This window comes from Serratia sp. EC4 (genome assembly GCF_059652115.1).
Window position 1 is genome coordinate 551,440 of record NZ_JBNIDE010000002.1, and the last position, 18,971, is coordinate 570,410.

The 18,971-nt window shown below is 63.4% G+C and carries 17 protein-coding genes; 11 read left to right on the forward strand and 6 right to left on the reverse strand.

Features of this window, described 5'->3' with window-relative positions:
- Positions 1 to 9 precede the first annotated feature (9 nt).
- A complete protein-coding gene (dinG, locus tag ACP39K_RS09390) occupies positions 10 to 2,208 on the forward strand; it encodes an ATP-dependent DNA helicase DinG (RefSeq protein ID WP_497008444.1) in 2,199 nt (732 codons plus the stop codon).
- Here dinG and ACP39K_RS09395 read toward each other — a convergent pair whose 3' ends face one another.
- Positions 2,209 to 2,643: an Lrp/AsnC family transcriptional regulator gene (locus ACP39K_RS09395; RefSeq protein ID WP_016928538.1), complete on the reverse strand. Its 435-nt coding sequence runs from the start codon at positions 2,641 to 2,643 to the stop codon at positions 2,209 to 2,211.
- A 136-nt stretch (positions 2,644 to 2,779) separates the two neighbouring features.
- Between ACP39K_RS09395 and ACP39K_RS09400 the strand changes: the two genes are divergently transcribed.
- A complete protein-coding gene (locus tag ACP39K_RS09400; protein ID WP_048795888.1) occupies positions 2,780 to 3,688 on the forward strand; it encodes a DMT family transporter in 909 nt (302 codons plus the stop codon).
- A gap of 3 nt (positions 3,689 to 3,691) precedes the next feature.
- Here the strand turns inward: ACP39K_RS09400 and prpR are convergent, their stop codons facing one another.
- Complete coding sequence (gene prpR / locus ACP39K_RS09405) at positions 3,692 to 5,278, reverse strand: propionate catabolism operon regulatory protein PrpR (RefSeq protein WP_048795887.1); 1,587 nt, start codon at positions 5,276 to 5,278, stop codon at positions 3,692 to 3,694.
- A 244-nt stretch (positions 5,279 to 5,522) separates the two neighbouring features.
- On the opposite strand from prpR, the gene prpB reads away from it, so the two are divergent.
- From prpB to ACP39K_RS09425, 4 genes are all read left to right on the forward strand, one after another.
- Positions 5,523 to 6,413: a methylisocitrate lyase gene (gene prpB, locus ACP39K_RS09410; RefSeq protein WP_016928535.1), complete on the forward strand. Its 891-nt coding sequence runs from the start codon at positions 5,523 to 5,525 to the stop codon at positions 6,411 to 6,413.
- A 33-nt stretch (positions 6,414 to 6,446) separates the two neighbouring features.
- A complete protein-coding gene (gene prpC, locus ACP39K_RS09415; protein WP_330764723.1) occupies positions 6,447 to 7,610 on the forward strand; it encodes a bifunctional 2-methylcitrate synthase/citrate synthase in 1,164 nt (387 codons plus the stop codon).
- A gap of 50 nt (positions 7,611 to 7,660) precedes the next feature.
- Entirely contained in the window at positions 7,661 to 9,112 is a 1,452-nt protein-coding gene (locus ACP39K_RS09420) for a bifunctional 2-methylcitrate dehydratase/aconitate hydratase (protein WP_060444436.1), read from the forward strand.
- A gap of 79 nt (positions 9,113 to 9,191) precedes the next feature.
- Complete coding sequence (locus ACP39K_RS09425; protein ID WP_060444218.1) at positions 9,192 to 9,821, forward strand: LysE family translocator; 630 nt, start codon at positions 9,192 to 9,194, stop codon at positions 9,819 to 9,821.
- On the opposite strand, the gene ACP39K_RS09430 is transcribed toward ACP39K_RS09425, so the two are convergent.
- Complete coding sequence (locus tag ACP39K_RS09430) at positions 9,818 to 10,657, reverse strand: helix-turn-helix transcriptional regulator (RefSeq protein WP_033640936.1); 840 nt, start codon at positions 10,655 to 10,657, stop codon at positions 9,818 to 9,820. The two genes, ACP39K_RS09425 and ACP39K_RS09430, sit on opposite strands and share 4 nt — an antisense overlap.
- A 99-nt stretch (positions 10,658 to 10,756) precedes the next feature.
- On the opposite strand from ACP39K_RS09430, the gene ACP39K_RS09435 reads away from it, so the two are divergent.
- The 4 genes from ACP39K_RS09435 to ACP39K_RS09450 are packed head-to-tail and all read left to right on the forward strand — an operon-like array spanning position 10,757 to position 15,769.
- Positions 10,757 to 12,181: an MFS transporter gene (locus tag ACP39K_RS09435; RefSeq protein WP_033640935.1), complete on the forward strand. Its 1,425-nt coding sequence runs from the start codon at positions 10,757 to 10,759 to the stop codon at positions 12,179 to 12,181.
- 57 nt (positions 12,182 to 12,238) lie between these two features.
- The gene (locus ACP39K_RS09440) at positions 12,239 to 12,868 is read left to right on the forward strand and encodes an FMN-binding negative transcriptional regulator (protein WP_497008445.1); all 630 of its coding nucleotides are present in this window, start codon (positions 12,239 to 12,241) and stop codon (positions 12,866 to 12,868) included.
- A 38-nt stretch (positions 12,869 to 12,906) separates the two neighbouring features.
- The gene (ybiB, locus tag ACP39K_RS09445) at positions 12,907 to 13,866 is read left to right on the forward strand and encodes a DNA-binding protein YbiB (RefSeq protein WP_016928528.1); all 960 of its coding nucleotides are present in this window, start codon (positions 12,907 to 12,909) and stop codon (positions 13,864 to 13,866) included.
- Between the two features lie 46 nt (positions 13,867 to 13,912).
- Complete coding sequence (locus tag ACP39K_RS09450) at positions 13,913 to 15,769, forward strand: M3 family metallopeptidase (protein WP_497008446.1); 1,857 nt, start codon at positions 13,913 to 13,915, stop codon at positions 15,767 to 15,769.
- A gap of 63 nt (positions 15,770 to 15,832) precedes the next feature.
- Here the strand turns inward: ACP39K_RS09450 and ACP39K_RS09455 are convergent, their stop codons facing one another.
- The 3 genes from ACP39K_RS09455 to ACP39K_RS09465 form a co-directional block, all read right to left on the reverse strand.
- A complete protein-coding gene (locus ACP39K_RS09455) occupies positions 15,833 to 16,468 on the reverse strand; it encodes a carbonic anhydrase (protein WP_004939270.1) in 636 nt (211 codons plus the stop codon).
- A 287-nt stretch (positions 16,469 to 16,755) separates the two neighbouring features.
- A complete protein-coding gene (gene bhsA / locus ACP39K_RS09460) occupies positions 16,756 to 17,016 on the reverse strand; it encodes a multiple stress resistance protein BhsA (RefSeq protein WP_004939265.1) in 261 nt (86 codons plus the stop codon).
- A 168-nt stretch (positions 17,017 to 17,184) separates the two neighbouring features.
- Entirely contained in the window at positions 17,185 to 17,814 is a 630-nt protein-coding gene (locus ACP39K_RS09465) for a flavin reductase family protein (RefSeq protein ID WP_033640932.1), read from the reverse strand.
- A 118-nt stretch (positions 17,815 to 17,932) separates the two neighbouring features.
- Here ACP39K_RS09465 and rlmF point away from each other — a divergent pair, with 118 nt between their 5' ends.
- A complete protein-coding gene (gene rlmF, locus ACP39K_RS09470; protein WP_170913119.1) occupies positions 17,933 to 18,898 on the forward strand; it encodes a 23S rRNA (adenine(1618)-N(6))-methyltransferase RlmF in 966 nt (321 codons plus the stop codon).
- Positions 18,899 to 18,971: the final 73 nt, after the last annotated feature.

The following is an 18,971-nucleotide window of genomic DNA, read 5'->3' on the forward strand; positions in this document are numbered from 1 at the left end:
AAGAGTTGAATGGCGCTCTCCTCCGCAGTTAAAGATCAGATTGGCCAGTGGTACAAAGCCCTGCAGCAGCAAATACCGGATTTTATTTCCCGCGCGCCCCAGCGCCAGATGATCGCCGAAGTGGCGAAGACGCTGGCCGGCGACTACCCGCGCCATCTGGCGATCGAGGCGCCGACTGGCGTCGGCAAAACGCTGTCTTACCTGATCCCGGGCATCGCCGTCGGGCGGGCGGAGAGCAAGCCGCTGGTGGTGAGCACCGCCAACGTGGCGCTGCAGGACCAGATCTACAGCAAAGATTTGCCGCTGCTGAAGAAGATTATCCCCGATCTGAAATTTACCGGCGCCTTTGGCCGCGGGCGTTACGTCTGCCCGCGCAACCTGGCGGCGATGAGCACCGACGTTAGCCAACAGGGCGATCTGACGCTGTTCCTCGACGACGAACTGGCGCCGTCCAGCGGCGAAGAGCAGGCGCTGTGCCAGAAACTGACCAAGGCGTTGGCCCGCTTCGAGTGGGACGGACTGCGCGATCACTATCAGCAGAGCATCGACGATCCGCTGTGGGCCAAGCTGAGCACCGACAAGGCCAACTGCCTGGGGCGCAACTGCCATTACATCCGTGAATGCCCGTTTTATATCGCCCGCAAAGAGATCGAGAGCGCCGACGTGGTGGTGGCCAACCACGCGCTGGTGATGGCGGCGCTGGAGACGGAATCGGTGCTGCCGAACCCGAAAGAATTGCTGCTGGTGCTGGACGAAGGCCACCATTTGCCGGAGGTGGCGCGCGATGCGCTGGAGATCGACGGGGAAATCACCGCGCTGTCGACCAACCTGCAGCTGGACATGATCGTCCGCCAGGTCGAGCAGTGCATGACGCAGTATCGGCCGAAGAATCCGCCGGGGCTGGCCAACAGCGAACGGCTGAAGAACCATTGCGAGGAGCTGCGTGAGCTGGTGCAGATCTTCGAGCATCAGGTCAGCGCCTATCTGCCCGGCGACAGCGTGGCGGCCGAGCACCGTTTTGAAATGGGCGAGCTGCCCGCGGAGATGGTGGAGAACTGCGCGCGGCTGTTCAAACTGACCGATGCGCTGCGCGGGCTGGCGGAGTTCGTGCTTAACGATCTTACCGAGCAGACCGGCAAGCACGACATCATGCGCCTGCACCGCGCCATCTTGCAGATGAGCCGCACGCTGGGCTATCTGGAGGCGATGAGCAAGCTGTGGCGGCTGGCGGCGCTCGACAAGTCGTCCAACGCGCCGATCTCCAAATGGGTCACGCGCGAACTGCGCGATAACGTCACCCATCTGTATTTGCACTGCGTCGGCATCCGCGTCAGCGATCAGCTGGAGAAGCTGCTGTGGCGCAAGGTGCCGCACGTGGTGGTCACCTCGGCCACGCTGCGTTCACTGAACAGCTTCGCGCGTTTGCAAGAGATGAGCGGGCTGAGCGAGAAGGCCGGCGATCGCTTCGAAACGCTCTCATCGCCGTTCAATCACGTCGAACAGGGCAAGATTGTCATTCCGCAGATGCGCTATGAACCGGCGCTCGCCAACGAGGCGGAGCACCTCGAGGAAATGGCGCGGTTTTTCCGCGCCGAGCAGGCGAGCGGCAAGCACAAAGGCATGCTGATCCTGTTCAGCAGCCACCGGGCGATGCAGACTTTCCTCAGCTACGTGACCGATCTGCGGCTGATGCTGCTGGTGCAGGGCGACCAGCCGCGCTACCGGCTGGTGGAAGAGCACCGCAAGCGGGTGGAGAAGGGCGTCGCCAGCGTGCTGGTGGGGCTGCAATCGTTCGCCGAAGGGCTGGATCTGAAAGGCGAACTGCTGACCCAGGTGCATATTCACAAAATCGCGTTTCCGCCGATCGACAGCCCGGTGATCATCACCGAAGGCGAGTGGCTGAAATCGCTGAAGCGCTATCCGTTCGAAGTGCAGAGCCTGCCGAGCGCCTCGTTCAACCTGATCCAGCAGGTCGGCCGTCTGATCCGCAGCAACCAATGCTACGGCGAGATCGTGATCTACGATCGCCGGTTGCTGACCAAAAATTACGGTTCGCGGCTGTTGGCGTCGCTGCCGGTGTTCCCGATCGAGCAGCGCGCGGTGCCGGAGGCCGACAAGGCGCATCTGGCGGCGCTGCAATCCGCCGCCGATGCGGCCAAAAAAGAGAAGAAGCGCGGCAACCCGTTCGCCCGCAAGCGGCGGCGTTAATCAGAGCAGTGGCGGCAGGCGGCGCTTGACCGGCGTGGTTTTCACGATCGAGGTGTTGCTCTGCGCATGCTCGGCCAGCCGATCGAGAGTGTGGTCGAGCTGCGCCATCGAGTGCGCCACCAGCCGCACGATAAAGCAGTCTTCGCCGGTCACCTTATCGCATTCGACCACTTCCGGGATCGCCTGAATCAGCTGCTCGACCTTCTTCAGCATGCCCGGCAGCGGCTTGATGCGCACCAGCGACTCGAAGGCGTAGCCCACCGCCTGCAGATTGACGTTCAGGGTATAGCCCTGGATCACGCCGCTTTCTTCCAGCCGCCGCAGTCTTTCCGACGTGCTTGGCGACGACAGCCCCACCTGCGCGCTCAGCGTCTTCAACGACGCGCGCGCATCTTCCGCCAGAATGGTCAGGATTTGGCGATCGATATCATCCATAACGCCTCCGTTAGGTATTTTATTTATTATAGCTGCGAGAAAAAGGCAGTTAAGCATATTTACCTTTTTTATGCTATGGAAGGCCGCCCTGCGAAGCCGCAAGCTATGTCTCTGGGCAAGCTTCGAGGAACGCAGAATGAATGCAGAGATAAAACGCGGATCGCTGGAGATGGCGGCGGCGATGTTGATTTCCGGCTCTATCGGCTGGTTTGTGTTGATGTCCGGCCAGCCGGTTATCAACGTGGTGTTTTGGCGCTGCGCGGTAGGCGCGCTGGTGCTGCTGGCGGTGTGCGGCGTATTGGGGCAGCTGCGACGCGATGCGCTGACGCGCGCCACGCTGCTGCTGGCGATCGCCGGCGGCGTCGCGCTGGTGATCAACTGGCTGCTGCTGTTCGCCGCCTATTCCTATGCGTCTATCTCCATCGCCACCGCGGTGTACAACACCCAGCCGTTTATGCTGGTGGGGCTGGGGGCGCTGTTTCTGGGGGAACGGCTGACCGCCCGCAAGCTGCTGTGGCTGGGGCTGGCGTTCGGCGGCATGATGCTGGTGGTGCTGGCGCAGCCGCGGCAGGCGGGGGAGCAGAGCCATTATCTGGCCGGCATCGCGCTGGCGCTCGGCGCGGCGTTTTTCTACGCCCTGATGGCGCTGGCGGCCAAGCGGCTGAAGGGCACGCCGCCGCATCTTATTGCGCTGATCCAGGTGACGGTGGGGGCGGTGATGCTGTTGCCGCTGGTGGATTTTCATGCGTCGGCCAGCGTTGGCCAGTGGGGGATGCTGGCGACGCTCGGCGTGTTGCACACCGGCCTGATGTACGTGCTGATGTACGGCGCGTTGCAGAGGCTGCCGACCCACCTGATCGGCTCGCTGTCGTTCATCTATCCGATCGCCGCCATGCTGGTGGATCGCCTGGCGTTTGGCCACCGGCTGTCTGCGTGGCAGCTGCTGGGCGCGGCGATCATCCTGCTGGCGGCGGCGGGCATGAACCTGCTGGGCGATCGGCGAGCGCGGCTGCTGCCGGCCTCGGACGGCCGGCGCGCCGGCTGATGCTCAGTTCGGTTTTTTCAGCCGGCGCCATAAGGTGGTGCGGCTGATCCCGAGCAACCGGGCGGCGGCGGCGTGGTCGCCCCCGCACCGCGCCAGGGCTTCGTGGGCGGAGACGGGCGCCGCCGGCGTCTCGGGCGGCGGCGCCACCGCCAGCTCCGGCAGCAGCCACTGCAGGGTCTCGCCGCTCGGCGCAGCGCCGGTGCTCAGCATCAGCGCCACCCGTTCCATCATGTTGCGCAGCTCGCGCAGGTTGCCGGGCCAGGCGTAATGACTGAGTGCGGTGTAACACCCGGCCAGGGCGGCGCGCAGCGGCTCCGTCAGCGGCACGTCGAGCGCCGCCAGCGACTGTTTCAGAAAGTGTTCCGCCAGCATAGCAATATCGTTGCCGCGCGCCCGCAACGGCGGCAGCTGCAGCCGCAGGGCGCTCAGACGGTAAAACAGATCGGCGCGAAAATCGCCCTGTTGAATCGCCTGCTCCAGGCGGGTGTGGGTGGCGCTGATAACGCGAAAATCGACCTTTACCGGCTGTTGCCCGCCCACCCGGGTGATGGTTTTTTCTTCCAGCGCCCGCAGCAGCCGGGTTTGCAGGTGCAGCGGCATTTCACCGATCTCGTCCAGAAACAGGGTGCCGCCGTTGGCGGTTTCCAACAGCCCGCGTCGGCCGCCGCGTCGTGAGCCGGTGAAGGCGCCTTCCTCATAGCCGAACAGCTCCGCCTCCAGCAGCGATTCGGCGATGGCGCCGCAGTTGATGGCGACGAACGGCGGCGTCGCGCCGCGCCGGGAAAAGTATTCGCGGTGGATCGCCTGCGCCGCCAGCTCTTTGCCGGTGCCGGTTTCGCCTTCGATCAACACCGCCGCCGGCGATCGGGCGTACAGCATGATGGTGCGTCGCGTCTGTTCCATCTGCGGGGAATCGCCCTGTAAATCGCTCAGCCCATAGCGCGGCTGCAGGGTATTGCGCGCGGCGTAATCGCCGCCGCGTTTGCCGCCGCCCAGCATCAGGCGCGTCACGTCCAGCGCGTCGCTGAAGGCGGCGCGCAGGGTGGCGGCGGAATAGAGAAAAATGGCGGTGAGCCCGGCCTCTTCCGCCAGATCGCTGATGAGGCCGGCGCCGACCACCGCCTGAATGCCGGCGGCTTTCAGCTCGGCGATCTGGCCGCGCGCATCCTCTTCGGTGACGTAACTGCGCTGCTCCAGCGGCAGATCGAAGGTTTGCTGGAACTCCAGCAGCGCGGGCAGGGGCGTTTTGTAGGTGATGACGCCGATCCGATCGGCGGTTCTGCGCGCCTGGCTCAGCGCCTGCAGCAGGTCGAAGCCGCCGGGTTTGACCAAAATGACCGGCACCGACAGGCGGCTTTTCAGGTAGGCGCCGTTGGAGCCGGCGGCGATGATGGCGTCGCAAGGCTCGGTCGCCAGGCGAGCGCGGATATGCTGCACCGCCTCCTCAAAGCCGAGGCGGATCGGGGTGATGGCCGCCAGGTGGTCGAACTCGAGGCTGATGTCCCGGAACAGTTCGGACAGGCGGGTGATGGAGACGGTCCAGATCACCGGTTTGTCCGGCGTGCGGGACGGCGTGATGTGATCGCTCATGGTGGGTTACCGAATGGAAGTGGCTGCATTAGGTGTAGCCTTGTTTCAATCATGTTTCAAATATGCCGATTGAAACCGCGATTGAAACGTTAACTGAAACGTTTTTTATCGCTTGGTCTGCCCAATGGCGACGCGAATTTTATAACTCACTTATTTTTATCGCTTTTAATTTTTTCCTCGCCAAAGTGCAACCTGGCCCGCCCCTTGCTCTGTCTGTTCCATCTAGCTAATCGGAGAGAACGTCATGACGCTGCGCTCACCCGGGCTCGCCTTTCGTCAGGCCCTGAGTAAAGAAAAACCCCTGCAAATCGCCGGCGCGATCAACGCCAACCATGCCCTGCTGGCTCAGCGTGCGGGGTTCCAGGCCATCTATCTTTCCGGCGGCGGCGTGGCGGCCGGTTCGCTGGGGCTGCCGGACCTGGGCATTTCGACGCTGGACGATGTGTTGACCGATATTCGCCGCATCACTGATGTCTGCCCGCTGCCGCTGCTGGTGGATGTCGACAGCGGTTTCGGCGCATCGGCGTTCAACGTCGCCCGCACGGTGCGCTCGGTGAGCAAGGCCGGGGCGGCGGCGCTGCATATCGAAGATCAGGTCGGCGCCAAGCGCTGCGGCCATCGGCCCAATAAGGCCATCGTTTCCACCGAAGAGATGGTGGATCGCATCAAGGCGGCGGTGGATGCGCGCAGCGATCCGGACTTCGTGATCATGGCGCGCACCGACGCGCTGGCGGTGGAGGGGCTGGAGGCGGCCATCGAGCGCGCTCAGGCTTACGTGGCGGCCGGGGCCGACATGCTGTTCCCGGAAGCGATCACCGAACTGGGCATGTACCGCCGTTTCGCCGAAGCGACGCAGGTGCCGATCCTTGCCAACATCACCGAATTCGGCGCGACGCCGCTGTTCACCACCGACGAGCTGCGCAGCGCTCGGGTGGATATGGCGCTGTATCCGCTGTCGGCCTTTCGGGCGATGAACCGGGCGGCGGAGCGGGTGTACCGCGCCCTGCGCGAGGAGGGCACGCAGAAAAGCGTCATCGACACCATGCAGACCCGCAACGAGCTGTACGAAAGCATCAACTACTATTTGTTCGAAGAGAAACTCGACGCTTTGTTCGCTCGCCAGCGCGACGAATAAGCGCCATTCACGCAGAAGCCAAATGAGGACAGTATGAGCCAAGCGATCCCCCCGCAAAGCCCGACTGGCGTTAAGCCGAAAAAATCCGTGGCGTTATCCGGCGTGCCCGCCGGGAATACCGCGCTGTGTTCCGTAGGGCGCAGCGGCAACGATCTGCACTACCGCGGTTATGACATTCTCGATCTCGCGCGCCACTGCGAATTTGAAGAGGTCGCCCATCTGCTGATCCACGGCAAGTTGCCCAACCGCGACGAGCTGCAGGCCTATAAACACCGTCTCAAAGCGCTGCGCGGCCTGCCCGCCAGTGTGCGCACGGTGCTGGAGGCGCTGCCGGCGGCGTCTCACCCGATGGACGTGATGCGCACCGGCGTTTCGGCCCTCGGCTGCACGCTGCCGGAAAAAGAGCAGCACGGCGCGGCCGGCGCGCGCGACATCGCCGATCGGCTGCTGGCGTCGTTGGGATCGATGCTGCTCTACTGGTATCACTACAGCCACAACGGCGAGCGCATTCAGCCTGAGACCGACGACGATTCCATCGGCGGCCACTTCCTGCACCTGCTGCACGGCGCAGCGCCTTCCGCCAGCTGGGAAAAGGCCATGCATGCGTCGCTGATCCTGTACGCCGAGCATGAGTTCAACGCCTCGACCTTCGCCGGCCGGGTGATCGCCGGCACCGGATCCGACGTCTATTCGGCGATCGTCGGCGCCATTGGCGCGCTGCGCGGGCCGAAGCACGGCGGCGCCAACGAGGTATCGCTGGAGATCCAGCAACGCTATGAAACGCCGGACGAAGCGGAAGCCGACATTCGCCGCCGCATCGATAACAAAGAGGTGGTGATCGGCTTCGGGCACCCGGTGTACACCGTCGCCGATCCGCGCCATCAGGTGATCAAAGAGATCGCGCTGCGCCTGTCGCAGGACGCGGGCGCGATGAAGCTGTATGACATCGCCGACCGGCTGGAAAGCGTGATGCGCGACACCAAAAACATGTTCCCCAACCTCGACTGGTTCTCGGCGGTGTCTTACCACCAGCTGGGGGTGCCCACCGAAATGTTCACGCCGCTGTTCGTCATGGCGCGGGTGAGCGGCTGGTCGGCGCACATCATCGAGCAACGGCAGGACAACAAAATCATTCGCCCGTCCGCCAACTATACCGGGCCGGAAGCGCGGGCGTTCGTGCCGCTGGATCAGCGCTGAGCGCCGATCGTTATCGTGTCGTTTTCACTATGGAGCCTTTGGGAATCATGATGCTTGAGTCTGCCAACACCGGCCGTCCGCCGTTCGATCGCGAAATGGTCGATATCGTCGATTATGTAATGAAAGAGGCCGTCGATACCCCGGCGGCGTACCGCACCGCTCACTATTGCCTGCTCGATACCCTCGGCTGCGGGCTGGAGGCGCTGAGCTACCCCGCCTGCAAGAAACTGATGGGCCCGGTGGTGCCGGGCGCCGAGGTGCTGAACGGCAGCCGGGTGCCGGGCACCCGTTTCCAGCTGGATCCGGTGCAGGCGGCGTTCAATATCGGCGCCATGATCCGCTGGCTCGACTTCAACGACACCTGGCTGGCGGCGGAGTGGGGCCACCCGTCGGACAACCTGGGCGGGATCCTGGCGGTGGCCGACTGGCTCTCGCGCCAGGCGGTGGCGGCGGGCAAAGCGCCGCTGACCATGCGGCAGGTGCTGATCGCCATGATCAAGGCGCATGAGATCCAAGGCTGCCTGGCGCTGGAAAACGCCTTCAACCGGGTGGGGCTGGATCACGTGCTGCTGGTGAAGGTGGCATCCACCGCAGTGGTGGCGCAGCTGCTCGGCCTGAGCCGCGAGGCGATCCTGAACGCGGTGTCGCTGGCGTGGGTGGACGGGCAATCGCTGCGTACTTATCGCCATGCGCCGAACGCAGGCACCCGCAAATCCTGGGCGGCGGGGGATGCGACCGCCCGCGCGGTGCGGCTGGCGCTGATGGCCGCCACCGGCGAGATGGGCTATCCCTCGGCGCTGACGGCGCCGACCTGGGGATTCTACGACGTCTCGTTCGACGGCAAACCTTTCCGCTTCCAGCGGCCGTACGGCGCGTACGTGATGGAGAACGTGCTGTTTAAAATTTCGTTCCCGGCGGAGTTCCATGCCCAGACCGCCGTGGAGGCGGCCATGACGCTGCACCGCCAGATGCAGGCCGCCGGCAAAACCGCCGCCGATATCGCCAGGGTGAGCATCCGCACCCATGAGGCCTGCCTGCGCATTATCGACAAGCAAGGGCCGCTGGATAACCCGGCGGATCGCGATCACTGCATTCAGTATATGGTGGCGATCCCGCTGCTGTTCGGCCGGCTGACGGCGGCCGATTACGAGGACCGGGTGGCCGAAGATCCGCGCATCGACGCATTGCGTAGCAAGATACATTGCCATGAAGATCCCGCCTTCACGCGCGATTATCACGATCCGGAAAAACGCTCGATAGCCAATGCGCTGACGGTGGAGTTCGCCGACGGCAGCCGTCTGGATGAGGTGGTGGTGGAGTACCCTATCGGCCATGCGCGGCGGCGTGAAGCGGGCATCCCGCTGCTGATCGAGAAGTTCAAAACCAACCTGGCGCGCCAGTTCCCGGCCCTGCAGCAGCAGCGCATTCTCGAGGTGTCGCTGGACCGGCAGCGGCTGGCGCAGATGCCGGTCAACGAGTATCTCGATTTGTGGGTGATCTGACGCGAGCGGCGCTGACAAGCCACGTCGGCGTCGCTATGATGGACGCTCCATTCCCGTCTGTCTTCTTATCAGGTGATTCATGATTGATGCCGCAACGCTGTTGTTGTTTTCCGGCGCCTGCGTGGCGCTGGCGCTGACCCCCGGCCCGGATATGCTGCTGATCGCTTCGCGCAGCGTCAGCCAGGGGCGGCGCGCCGGTTTCGCTTCGCTGGCGGGCATTCAGCTCGGCACTTACTGCCACGCGCTGGCGGCGGCGCTGGGGCTGTCGCAACTGTTCGTCGCGGTGCCGCTGGCTTACGATGCGGTGAGAATGTTGGGCGCGGCCTATCTGCTCTATCTGGCGTGGAAAACGCTGCGATCCGGCAGCAGTCTGCAGGCTTCCGCCGGGTTGCAGGCGGTGCCGACCGCGCGCATTTTCCGTCAGGGATTGCTGACCAACATCCTCAACCCGAAGATGGCGCTGTTCGTGTTGGCGCTGTTCCCGCAGTTTATCGATCCGCGCGCCGGCTCGGTGGTGGTGCAGATGCTGGCGCTGGCGACGGTGCTGAATCTGGTCGGCTTGCTGATTAACGGCGGGGTGATCCTGGCGGTCAGCGGCATGAAAAGCCGTTTCGTCGGCCGTCGCTTCAGCGCCCGTTGGCCGAACTATCTGCTGAGCGGCGTGTTCGCCGGGCTGGCCTGCAAACTCATTTTCGACAGCCGTCGTTAATCTTCGCGCAGCAGCGCTTCAAACGCCGCGCTGGCCGGTTCGTCCGGCAGCGCGCTGTACATCACCAGCCGCAGGTGGTTCTCTTCGTCGACGATGAAAGAGGCGTGGTCAAAGGTGACCGGGCCGATCTCCGGGATGGTGAAGCTGCGCCGCCCCTGGCAACGTCCGTGAATATCATGCTGCCGCCAGAGCTGGCGGAACTGCGGCGATACCTGCTCCAGCGCCTGTACCCGTTGGCGCATCACCTCATCCTCCGGCGCGCGGGCGTAGTCGCGGCGGAAGCTGGCCAGGATTTGCGGCGCCTGCGCCCGCCACTCCAGCAGGCGCGCATTGAGCTGCGGATCGGCAAACAGCATCCACAACATGTTGCGCTCTTGCGCCGGGCGCTCGCCGATGGCGAACAGCCGCTGCGCCGCCGGATTCCAGGCGATGATGTCCCAACTGAGGTTCATGACGTAGGCCGGCCGCAGCGTCAGGTCGTCCAGCAGGCGCCGCACCAACGGCGAAACCTGGCACCACTGATGGCCGACCGGCACCGGCGGGCGCTGATGCGCCAATAAAAACAGGTGGTAGCGGCCGGCGGCGTCGAGCTGCAGCACCCGCGCCAGATTTTCCAAAAACGTCACCGACGCATTGATTTCCCTGCCTTGCTCCAGCCAGGTGTACCAGGTGAGGCCGACGCCGGCCAGCGCCGCCACCTCCTCGCGCCGCAAGCCCGGCGTGCGGCGGCGGCTGCCGCTCGGCAAGCCGACTGACTCTGGCGACAGTTGTTCTCGCTTTTGCCGCAGAAAATCCCCCAGTTCGTGGCGGGTGCGTTCGAGGGTGCGTGGGGGCATGTCGGCCGTCCTGTTGCTGTCAGTAATAGTATAAATGGCTATATAGTAACAGTTTAAACTCTATTCCATACTGCGGCCATCATAATCTCTGGAGGTGGTATGGAACATTCATTATCTGTTGAACGGCGGGGATTGCCCGGTCTGCCGGTGTTGTTGTTAGGCGGCTTCGTCACGGTGTTCGATCTGTTTGTGGTCAACGTGGCGGCGCCGGTGATCCAGCAACAGTTCGCCGCCGATTTCGCCGGTATCGGTTTGATCGTCGCCGGTTATGAACTGGCGTTTGGGGTGCTGTTGATCGCCGGTGGGCGTCTGGGCGATCGCTTCGGGCGTCGGCGTCTGTTCAGCCTCGGCATGCTGGGATTCACGCTGAGCTCCCTGTTGTGCGGGCTGGCGGGATCGCTCAGCCTGTTGATCGCCGCGCGTATCCTGCAGGGGGCGGCGGCGGCGCTGTTGTTCCCGCAAATTTACGCCTTGATGCGGGTGCTGTACGCGCCGCAACAGCGGCGGCGCGCCTTCGCCTGGCTGGGCATGACGCTGGGGTTGGCGGCAATCTTCGGCCAGATCCTCGGCGGATTTATCATCGAGGCCAACCTGTTCGGCAGCGGCTGGCGCATGATCTTTTTGATCAATTTGCCTATCGGCGCGCTGGCGCTGTGGGCGGCGCGGCGCATTCCCGAATCGCGAGTGGCGCAGGCGCAGCGGCTGGACGGCGTTGGCCTGTGGCTGGCGGCGGCCGGCCTGTCGCTGTTGCTGCTGCCGTTGCTGGAAGGCCCGGCGCGCGGTTGGCCGTGGTGGATCGCGCCGATGTTGGCATTGGCGTTGCTGACGCTGTGGGGCTTCCTGCGTTGGGAGCGCCGCCTGGCGCAGCGCGGTGATGATGCGGTGCTCGATCCGGCGCTGTTCCGCCAGGCGGGCTTCGCGCCGGGCATGGCGGTGGTGCTGGCGATTTATGCCACCGCCTCCTCGTTTTTCTTGTGCTTCGCGCTGCTGCTGCAGGCGGGGGCGGGGCTGACGCCTTTTCAGGCGGGCAGCCTGTTCGCCCCGGCCAGCGCGGCCTTTATGCTGGCCTCGATGCTGGCGCCCCGGCTGACGTTGCGTTGGGGCAACGGCGTGCTGAGCGCGGGCGTGGCGATTTACGCCGCCGGGTTGGCGCTATTGATGGCGCAGGCGCTGTGGGGCGGGGCGCTGGCGCATCCGCTGCGGCTGCTGCCGGGGTTGGTCGTGCTGGGATTCGGCCAGGCGCTGAGCATGACGCCGCTGCTGAATCTGGTGCTCGGTTTGGCGCCGGAGCGGCAGGCGGGCATGGCGGCGGGTCTGGTGGCCACCGTGCAGCAGGTGGGGGGCGCGCTGGGCATCGTGGTCAGCGGCGTCGGTTTTGTGCCGCTGTTGGCGAGCGGCGGCGCGGCGGAACGCTATGCGCAGGCCTTTGCCGGCGCGATGCTCTGTAATTTGGTGGCGATGGGCGTCGCCCTGATCTTGTTAAACCGGATCACTCGAAATACTCAGAAAGCGGATCTTAAGTAGGCCGCCGGCGGGTGCTTTACTGTCGACATCATGAGAGAGCGATAAGGAGCCACACTGATGTTTCAACCCGCCGCATTTCGCGAAGACGATCTGGATGCCCAACTGGCGTTGGTGCGCGCCCACCCGCTGGGGCTGTTGGTCAGCCACGGCGAGCAGGGATTGACGGCCGATCCGCTGCCGTTTCTGGCCGATGTCGAACAGGGGCAGATCCGGCTGCGGGCGCACCTGTCGCGCGCCAACGAGCACTGGCGACGGTTGCAACAGGCGGCGGAATGTCTGGTGATTTTTCAGGGCCAGGAGGGCTATGTGTCGCCCGGCTGGTACCCGAGCAAGCGCCAGACCGGCAAGGTGGTGCCGACCTGGAACTACAGCGTGGTGCAGCTGCATGGCGTGCCGACGGTGACGGACGACCCGGCCTGGCTGCGCCGCCAACTGATCGATCTCACCGCGCAGCAGGAAGGGCGGCGTCCTGAACCCTGGCGGATCGAGGATGCGCCGGCCAACTACATCGCCGCACAGCTTAAAGGCATCGTCGGTATCGAGATCGCCGTCACCCGGCGCGAAGGCAAATGGAAAATGAGCCAAAACCGCAGCGCCGACGATGCCGGCGGGGTGATCGCCGGGCTGCGCGATGGCGATGAAACGCAGCGGCGGCTGGCGGCGGAGGTTGAGCGGCGGCGCGGATAGGGTATGCTAACCGAAGAGTGAGCTGAGGGAACCTTCGGATGGATTACACCAAAATTATCAAAGAAATAGGCCGCGGCAAAAACCATGCGCGCGATCTGGATCGACAGACCGCCTTTGAGCTGTATCAGGCGATGCTGGCCGGGGAGGTCCCCGAGCTGGAGCTGGGCGGCATTCTGATCGCGCTGCGCATCAAGGGCGAAGCCGAAGAGGAGATGCTGGGGTTCTATCAGGCGATGCAGCAGCAGGTCTTGCCGCTGCAGGCGCCGCAGGGGCGGCCATTGCCGGTGGTGCTGCCGAGCTATAACGGCGCGCGCAAGCAGGCCAATCTGACGCCGCTGCTGGCGCTGCTGCTCGCGAAAGTGGGCCTGCCGGTGGTGGTGCACGGCGTGCTGGACGACAGCACCCGCGTGACCAGCGCCGAGATTTTTCGCGCGCTTGGGCTGCCGTGGTCGGAACAGGCCGCTCACGCCCAACAGCGTCTCGATAACGGCGAGGCGGTATTCATGCCGGTTTCCGCGCTGTCGGCGCCGCTGGCGCGGCAGCTCGGGCTGCGTTGGCGCATGGGGGTGCGCAACAGCGCCCATACGTTGGCCAAGCTGGCGACGCCGTTCGGTGAACAGGATGCGCTGCGTCTCGCCAGCGTCTCACACCCGGAGTATGTCGGCCGAGTGGCGTCGTTTTTCCGTCAGATCGGCGCCCGCGGGTTGTTGATGCACGGCACCGAAGGCGAAGCCTACGCCAATCCGCTGCGCTGCCCGCAGATTCACCATATCGTCGGCGGCGAACAGCGCATATTGCTGGAGCGCACCTTGCAGGATGAAACGCCGGCGTTGCCGGCGGCGAAAGACGCGGCAACCACCGCGCGCTGGACCGAGCGCTGCCTGGCGGGCGAGGTGGCGATCCCGCAGGCCATCCAGCGGCAGGTCGCCTGTTGCCTGGTGGCCGCCGGCGAGAGCGAGACGCTGGAGCAGGGGCTGAAACGCCTGCATCAGGCCTGAGCGCGACTATACTGGGATATTTCCTCATCGGCTGAGAAGGACGGTTATGCAACAGGCTCTCGATTACTTCAATCAATTGAACCAGGATTACCTCGACGTTCACCGCGCCAAAGAAGAGCTGTTCTGGCAAAACTACATGGGCACCGGCGGCGAAGACGTCTCGGCGCGCTTTTCCGCCGCGGAAAGCGCCTATAAGCGCTTTATCGCCGAACCGCGCCGGCTGGCCGAGATCCGCAATCTGCTGGCCGGATTGGAAACGCTGCCGCAGGAGGCGCAGCGCGATGCGCTGATCCACGGCCTGCAAGGCTGGCTGCGTTTCTTCGACTGTAACGCCATTGAAGATCCGCAGGCGCAGGCGCTGTTGGATCAGATCATCCACGCCGAATCCGATCTCTACTCGCGCCGCAAGGGCTATCAGGTCACCCATCTGAACGCCGACGGCCGGCGCGTGGCGGCTTCGCTCGGCGAGCTGTTGACCAACCAGGCGACCAACCCGAACGAAGACTACCGCCGCAGCTCGCAGCAGGCGCTGCGCGATCTGGAGCAATGGCTGCTGCATAACGGCCTGCCGGAGCTGATCGGCCTGCGCAACCGCTTTGCGCGCCAGATGGGCTATCGCAACTATTTCGACTACAAGGTGAACAAGACCGAGCGCATGACGCCGGAGCAGCTGTTCGCCATTCTGGATCGCTTCGAGCGGGAAACCCGCGAGGCCAACGCGCGCAGTCTGCAACAGCTGGCGGCCGAGAAGGGCAGCCAGGCGTTGGAGCCATGGAACGTCCGCTTCGCCAGCGCCGGCGACGTCACCCGCCAACTGGATCCTTATTTCCCGTTTTCCCGTTCGCTGGAACGCTGGGTCGACAGCTTCAAACGCCTGCACATCGGTTTTGGCGGCGCGGAGATGAACCTCGATCTGCTGGTGCGCAAAGGCAAGTATGAGAACGGCTTCATGCACGGCCCGGTGCCGCCGTTTGTACGCCAGGGGGAATGGGTGCCGGCGCGCATCAACTTCACCAGTCTGGCGCAGCCGGGGCAGGTGGGCAGCGGGGCTTACGGGCTTAACACGCTGTTCCACGAAGGCGGCCATGCGGCGCATTTCGCCAACATTCGCCAGAATGCGCCGTGCTTTTCGCAGGAGTTCCCGCCGACTTCGATGGCCTATGCCGAAACCCAGTCGATGTTCTGCGACAGCCTGCTGGACGACGCCGATTGGCTGAAACGCTATGCGAAAAACGCCGCCGGTGAGGCGGTGCCCGATGCACTGATCGAAGCCGGCATCGCGGCGCGCCAGCCGATGCGCGCGTTCAACGAACGCCATATCCTGCTGGTGCCGTACTTCGAGTGGGCGCTGTATCAGTGGGATGACGGGCAGCGCACGCCGGAAGCCATCACCGCGCTGGCGCGCGAGGTTGAGCAGAAGATCCTCGGCATCAGCGGCAGCCCGCGCCCGACGCTGGCGATCCCGCATCTGCTGTCGCTGGAGTCCGCCTGTTCTTATCAGGGCTACCTGCTGGCGATGATGGCGGTGGAACAAACCCGCCACTTCTTCCTGCAGCGCGACGGTTATCTGACGGACAACCCGGCCATTGGCCCGGATCTGGCGCAACACTACTGGTTGCCGGGCAACAGTGTCAGCCATGACGACACGCTGCGCAGCCTGACTGGCGAAGGGTTTAATCCGGACTATCTGGCGCAGGCCTGCAACCAGACGGTGGCGCAGGCGTGGCATGAGGCGCAGCAGACGATGGCCGCCGCGGCCAAGCGCCCGCAGCCGCCGGCGGATTTCGATTTGCAGGCGCACATTCGGGTGGTGGATGGCGAGACGGTATTGGCGGACAACGCCGAGGGTGACGAGCGGATGTGCCGCGACTTCGCTGCGGCGATAGAGGCGCGCTTGCCTTAAGGCTGACAATAAAATCCACGCCGCGGCGTGGATTTTATTTAATGATAAAAACCGGGCGTTATTTTATTCGAAATAGACGTCGGGATTATCGGCCAGAGACACGAAGCTCTTGGTGTTTCTATCCAGCGTGCGAATTTCGCCGCTTTCGATGTCGTACACCCAGCCGTGCAGGCGCAGCCCGCTGTTGCGCAGACCCACCGCCACAGAAGGATGGGTTTTGATATTATTTAGCTGAGCAATCACGTTCTCTTCCACCATAGCGTTAACTTTGTCTGTTTCGCTATTCCAGGTTTTCTTCTCGACCACCGCTTTGGCCGCATCCGCATAGTGCAGCCAGTGAGCTACCGCAGGCATGGGGTCGAGGCACTGGCAGGACGCGATAGCCTTCATGGCGCCACAGTTCGAGTGGCCACAAATCACGATATCAGTAACACCCAATGCCACCACCGCGTACTCGATGGTCGCAGAAACCCCACCCGGCTCCGGGCCAAAGGAAGGAACGATGTTGCCGGCATTGCGGATAACGAACAGTTGCCCAGGTTCTTGCTGCGTCACCAGCTCGGGAACCAGACGGCTGTCAGAACAGGAGATGAAAAGCGCTTTAGGATTTTGGCTGGAGGCAAGGCTGCGAAACAGTTCCTTACGCTGTGGGAAAATCTCTTTCTGGAAACTGAGGAAACCTTCAATGATATGTTGCATACAACGCTCTCTGCATCTGTAGTCTGCGTAACATGATAATCATCCTCTTCCGTTAGTCCAGCCATGGGCAGGTAAAAAAATGTGTGTGCAAGCCCCCCGCAAACCCCATTGAATACAGGGTTTCTGCCTGTTTGCAACGGTATTTCCCGGGTCGTTGACGCGTGGGGTGGTGATAATGCGGACGGCAAAAAACTCGCTGTCGTACCCATTCAGCGCTGACGTACGCGAACATAAAAAAAGCCCGCCGGGGTGATATCCGGCGGGCTTTTTGACGTCTGGGGCGGCGATTATTTGTAGATAACCGCGGTCGCGTGCATCAGGTTATTGCCGCTGGTAGAGGTGATGGTGAAAGCCTTGGCGCCTGCGGCATCGGCTTTGGCGGCCAGCTGAGACTTCAGGCTGCTCAGGTCGGTTGCGCCGCTGGCGACGATCACGCCGGCTTTTTCGAATTGGGCGGCATCCTGGGCGCTGACGTGTTCAGCGGCAAAAGTGGTGAAAGAAGCGGTGGCCAGGGCGATAGCGGCAGCAAAAGTTTTGATGGTTTTCATGTTCGTCATTCCTGTCAAAGTGAATTAGGGAGAAAGGGGTCTGCCTTTCGATGGGAAGATTATTGCGCAGTGACAGGCGGGATGAAATCGGAGAGTGTTGACAGTTTTGTTCAGATTTTTTGATTATTAATTCCCCCGTTCATCTTCTGCATAAACAGGGGGAGACGATCAGCGCGTCGGGCGCGCCAGATCGAAACGGTGCTGTTCGGAAATGCCGTAGTAGGCGGTTGGGCCGCCGGCGCGCAGGATAGGTTCGGCAGCGGCGGTCTGGTAGACGCCGTGTTCGTCCAGCAGCGCCGGATCGAGGTGCACCGCCACCACTTCGCCCAATATCAGCCAGGTCTCTACCTGTTCCCCGGCGGCGGTTTGCAGCTGAATGCACTGGGTCAGCCGGCATTCGAAGTTCACCGGGCTTTCGGCCACGCGCTCGGCTTTGACCCGGCGCCCGGGCAGCGGCGTGACGCCGGCGAAGGCGAATTCATCCTCGCCGCGCGGCAGGGGGATGGAACTGTGGTTCATCGCTTCCGCCAGCGGGCGTGTCGCCAGGTTCCAAACGAACTCACCGGTTTCCACGATATTCGCCACGCTGTCTTTCCAGCCAGTGCTGGCGAAACCGATGATGGGCGGGCGATAGTTGAAGCAGTTGAAAAAGCTGTAGGGCGCCAGATTACGCAAGCCGGCGGCGCTGCGGGAAGAGATCCAGCCGATGGGGCGCGGGCCGACGATGGCGTTCAGCGGATCGTGCGGCAGGCCGTGGCCGGCGGCGGGTTCATAATAATAACGAGATTCACGGTTCATGGGGGATCCTGCGGCAATCGATGAAGCTTTCATTGTGCCGGGTTTCCCGCCGCTGCGCCATTGCGGGCCGGATGTGTTATCTTACGCGCCGGAAATCCCTTCAAGAGAGCCCGTCACGGTGGAAAAAAAGAAAACCTTCCCGCAGCAGAAAAGCGGCTTGCATCCGCGCAACCGTCATCGTTCGCGCTATGACTTCCCGGCGCTGATCGCCAGCTGCCCGGCGCTGGCGCCGTTCGTAAAACCGAACGCCTGGGGCGATGTCTCGGTGGACTTCGCCGATCCGGCGGCGGTGAAAATGCTCAACCGTGCGTTGCTGCAACACTTTTACGGCATCGAACACTGGGATATTCCGGCTGATTATCTGTGCCCGCCGATCCCCGGCCGCGCCGACTATCTGCATCACCTGGCGGATCTGCTGGCGACCAGCAACGGCGGCGAGATCCCGCGCGGCAAGGGCGTGGCGATCCTCGACGTCGGCGTCGGCGCCAACTGCATTTACCCGATCGTCGGCCTGCGCGAATACGGTTGGCGTTTCACCGGCTCCGAAATCGATCCGGTGTCGCTCAACTCGGCCAAGATGATCGTCGAGATGAACCCGACGCTGCGCAACAGCGTGCGCCTGCGGCTGCAAAAACAGCCTGAGCTGATTTTTAACGGCATTATCGGCGCGGCCGAGAAATTCGACGCCACCCTGTGCAACCCGCCGTTCCATGCGTCCGAGCAGGAAGCGCGCGCCAGCACCCGCCGCAAGCTGCATAAACTGGGCAAAGGGGAAGTGGCCGCCAAGCCGGTGCAAAACTTCGGCGGCAAGAACAATGAGCTGTGGTGCGAAGGCGGCGAAGAAGCCTTTGTGCGCAAGATGGTGGAGGAGAGCGTCGGCAAGGCCAACAACTGCCTGTGGTTCACCTCGCTCATCTCGAAAAATACCACGTTGCCGGCCATTTATCATGCGCTGAAGGTGGCGGGCGCGGCCGAGGTGCGCACCATCGAGATGGCGCAAGGGCAGAAGATCAGCCGCTTCGTCGCCTGGACCTTCCACGACGCAGAGCAACAGGCCGCCTGGGCAGCCGAACGCTGGCGCTAAGCCTTCAGGTGCCTCGGTATGGGAGCAAAGTCCCATACCGAGGATCGGTTTTCCCCGTTTTATTGACTTATCG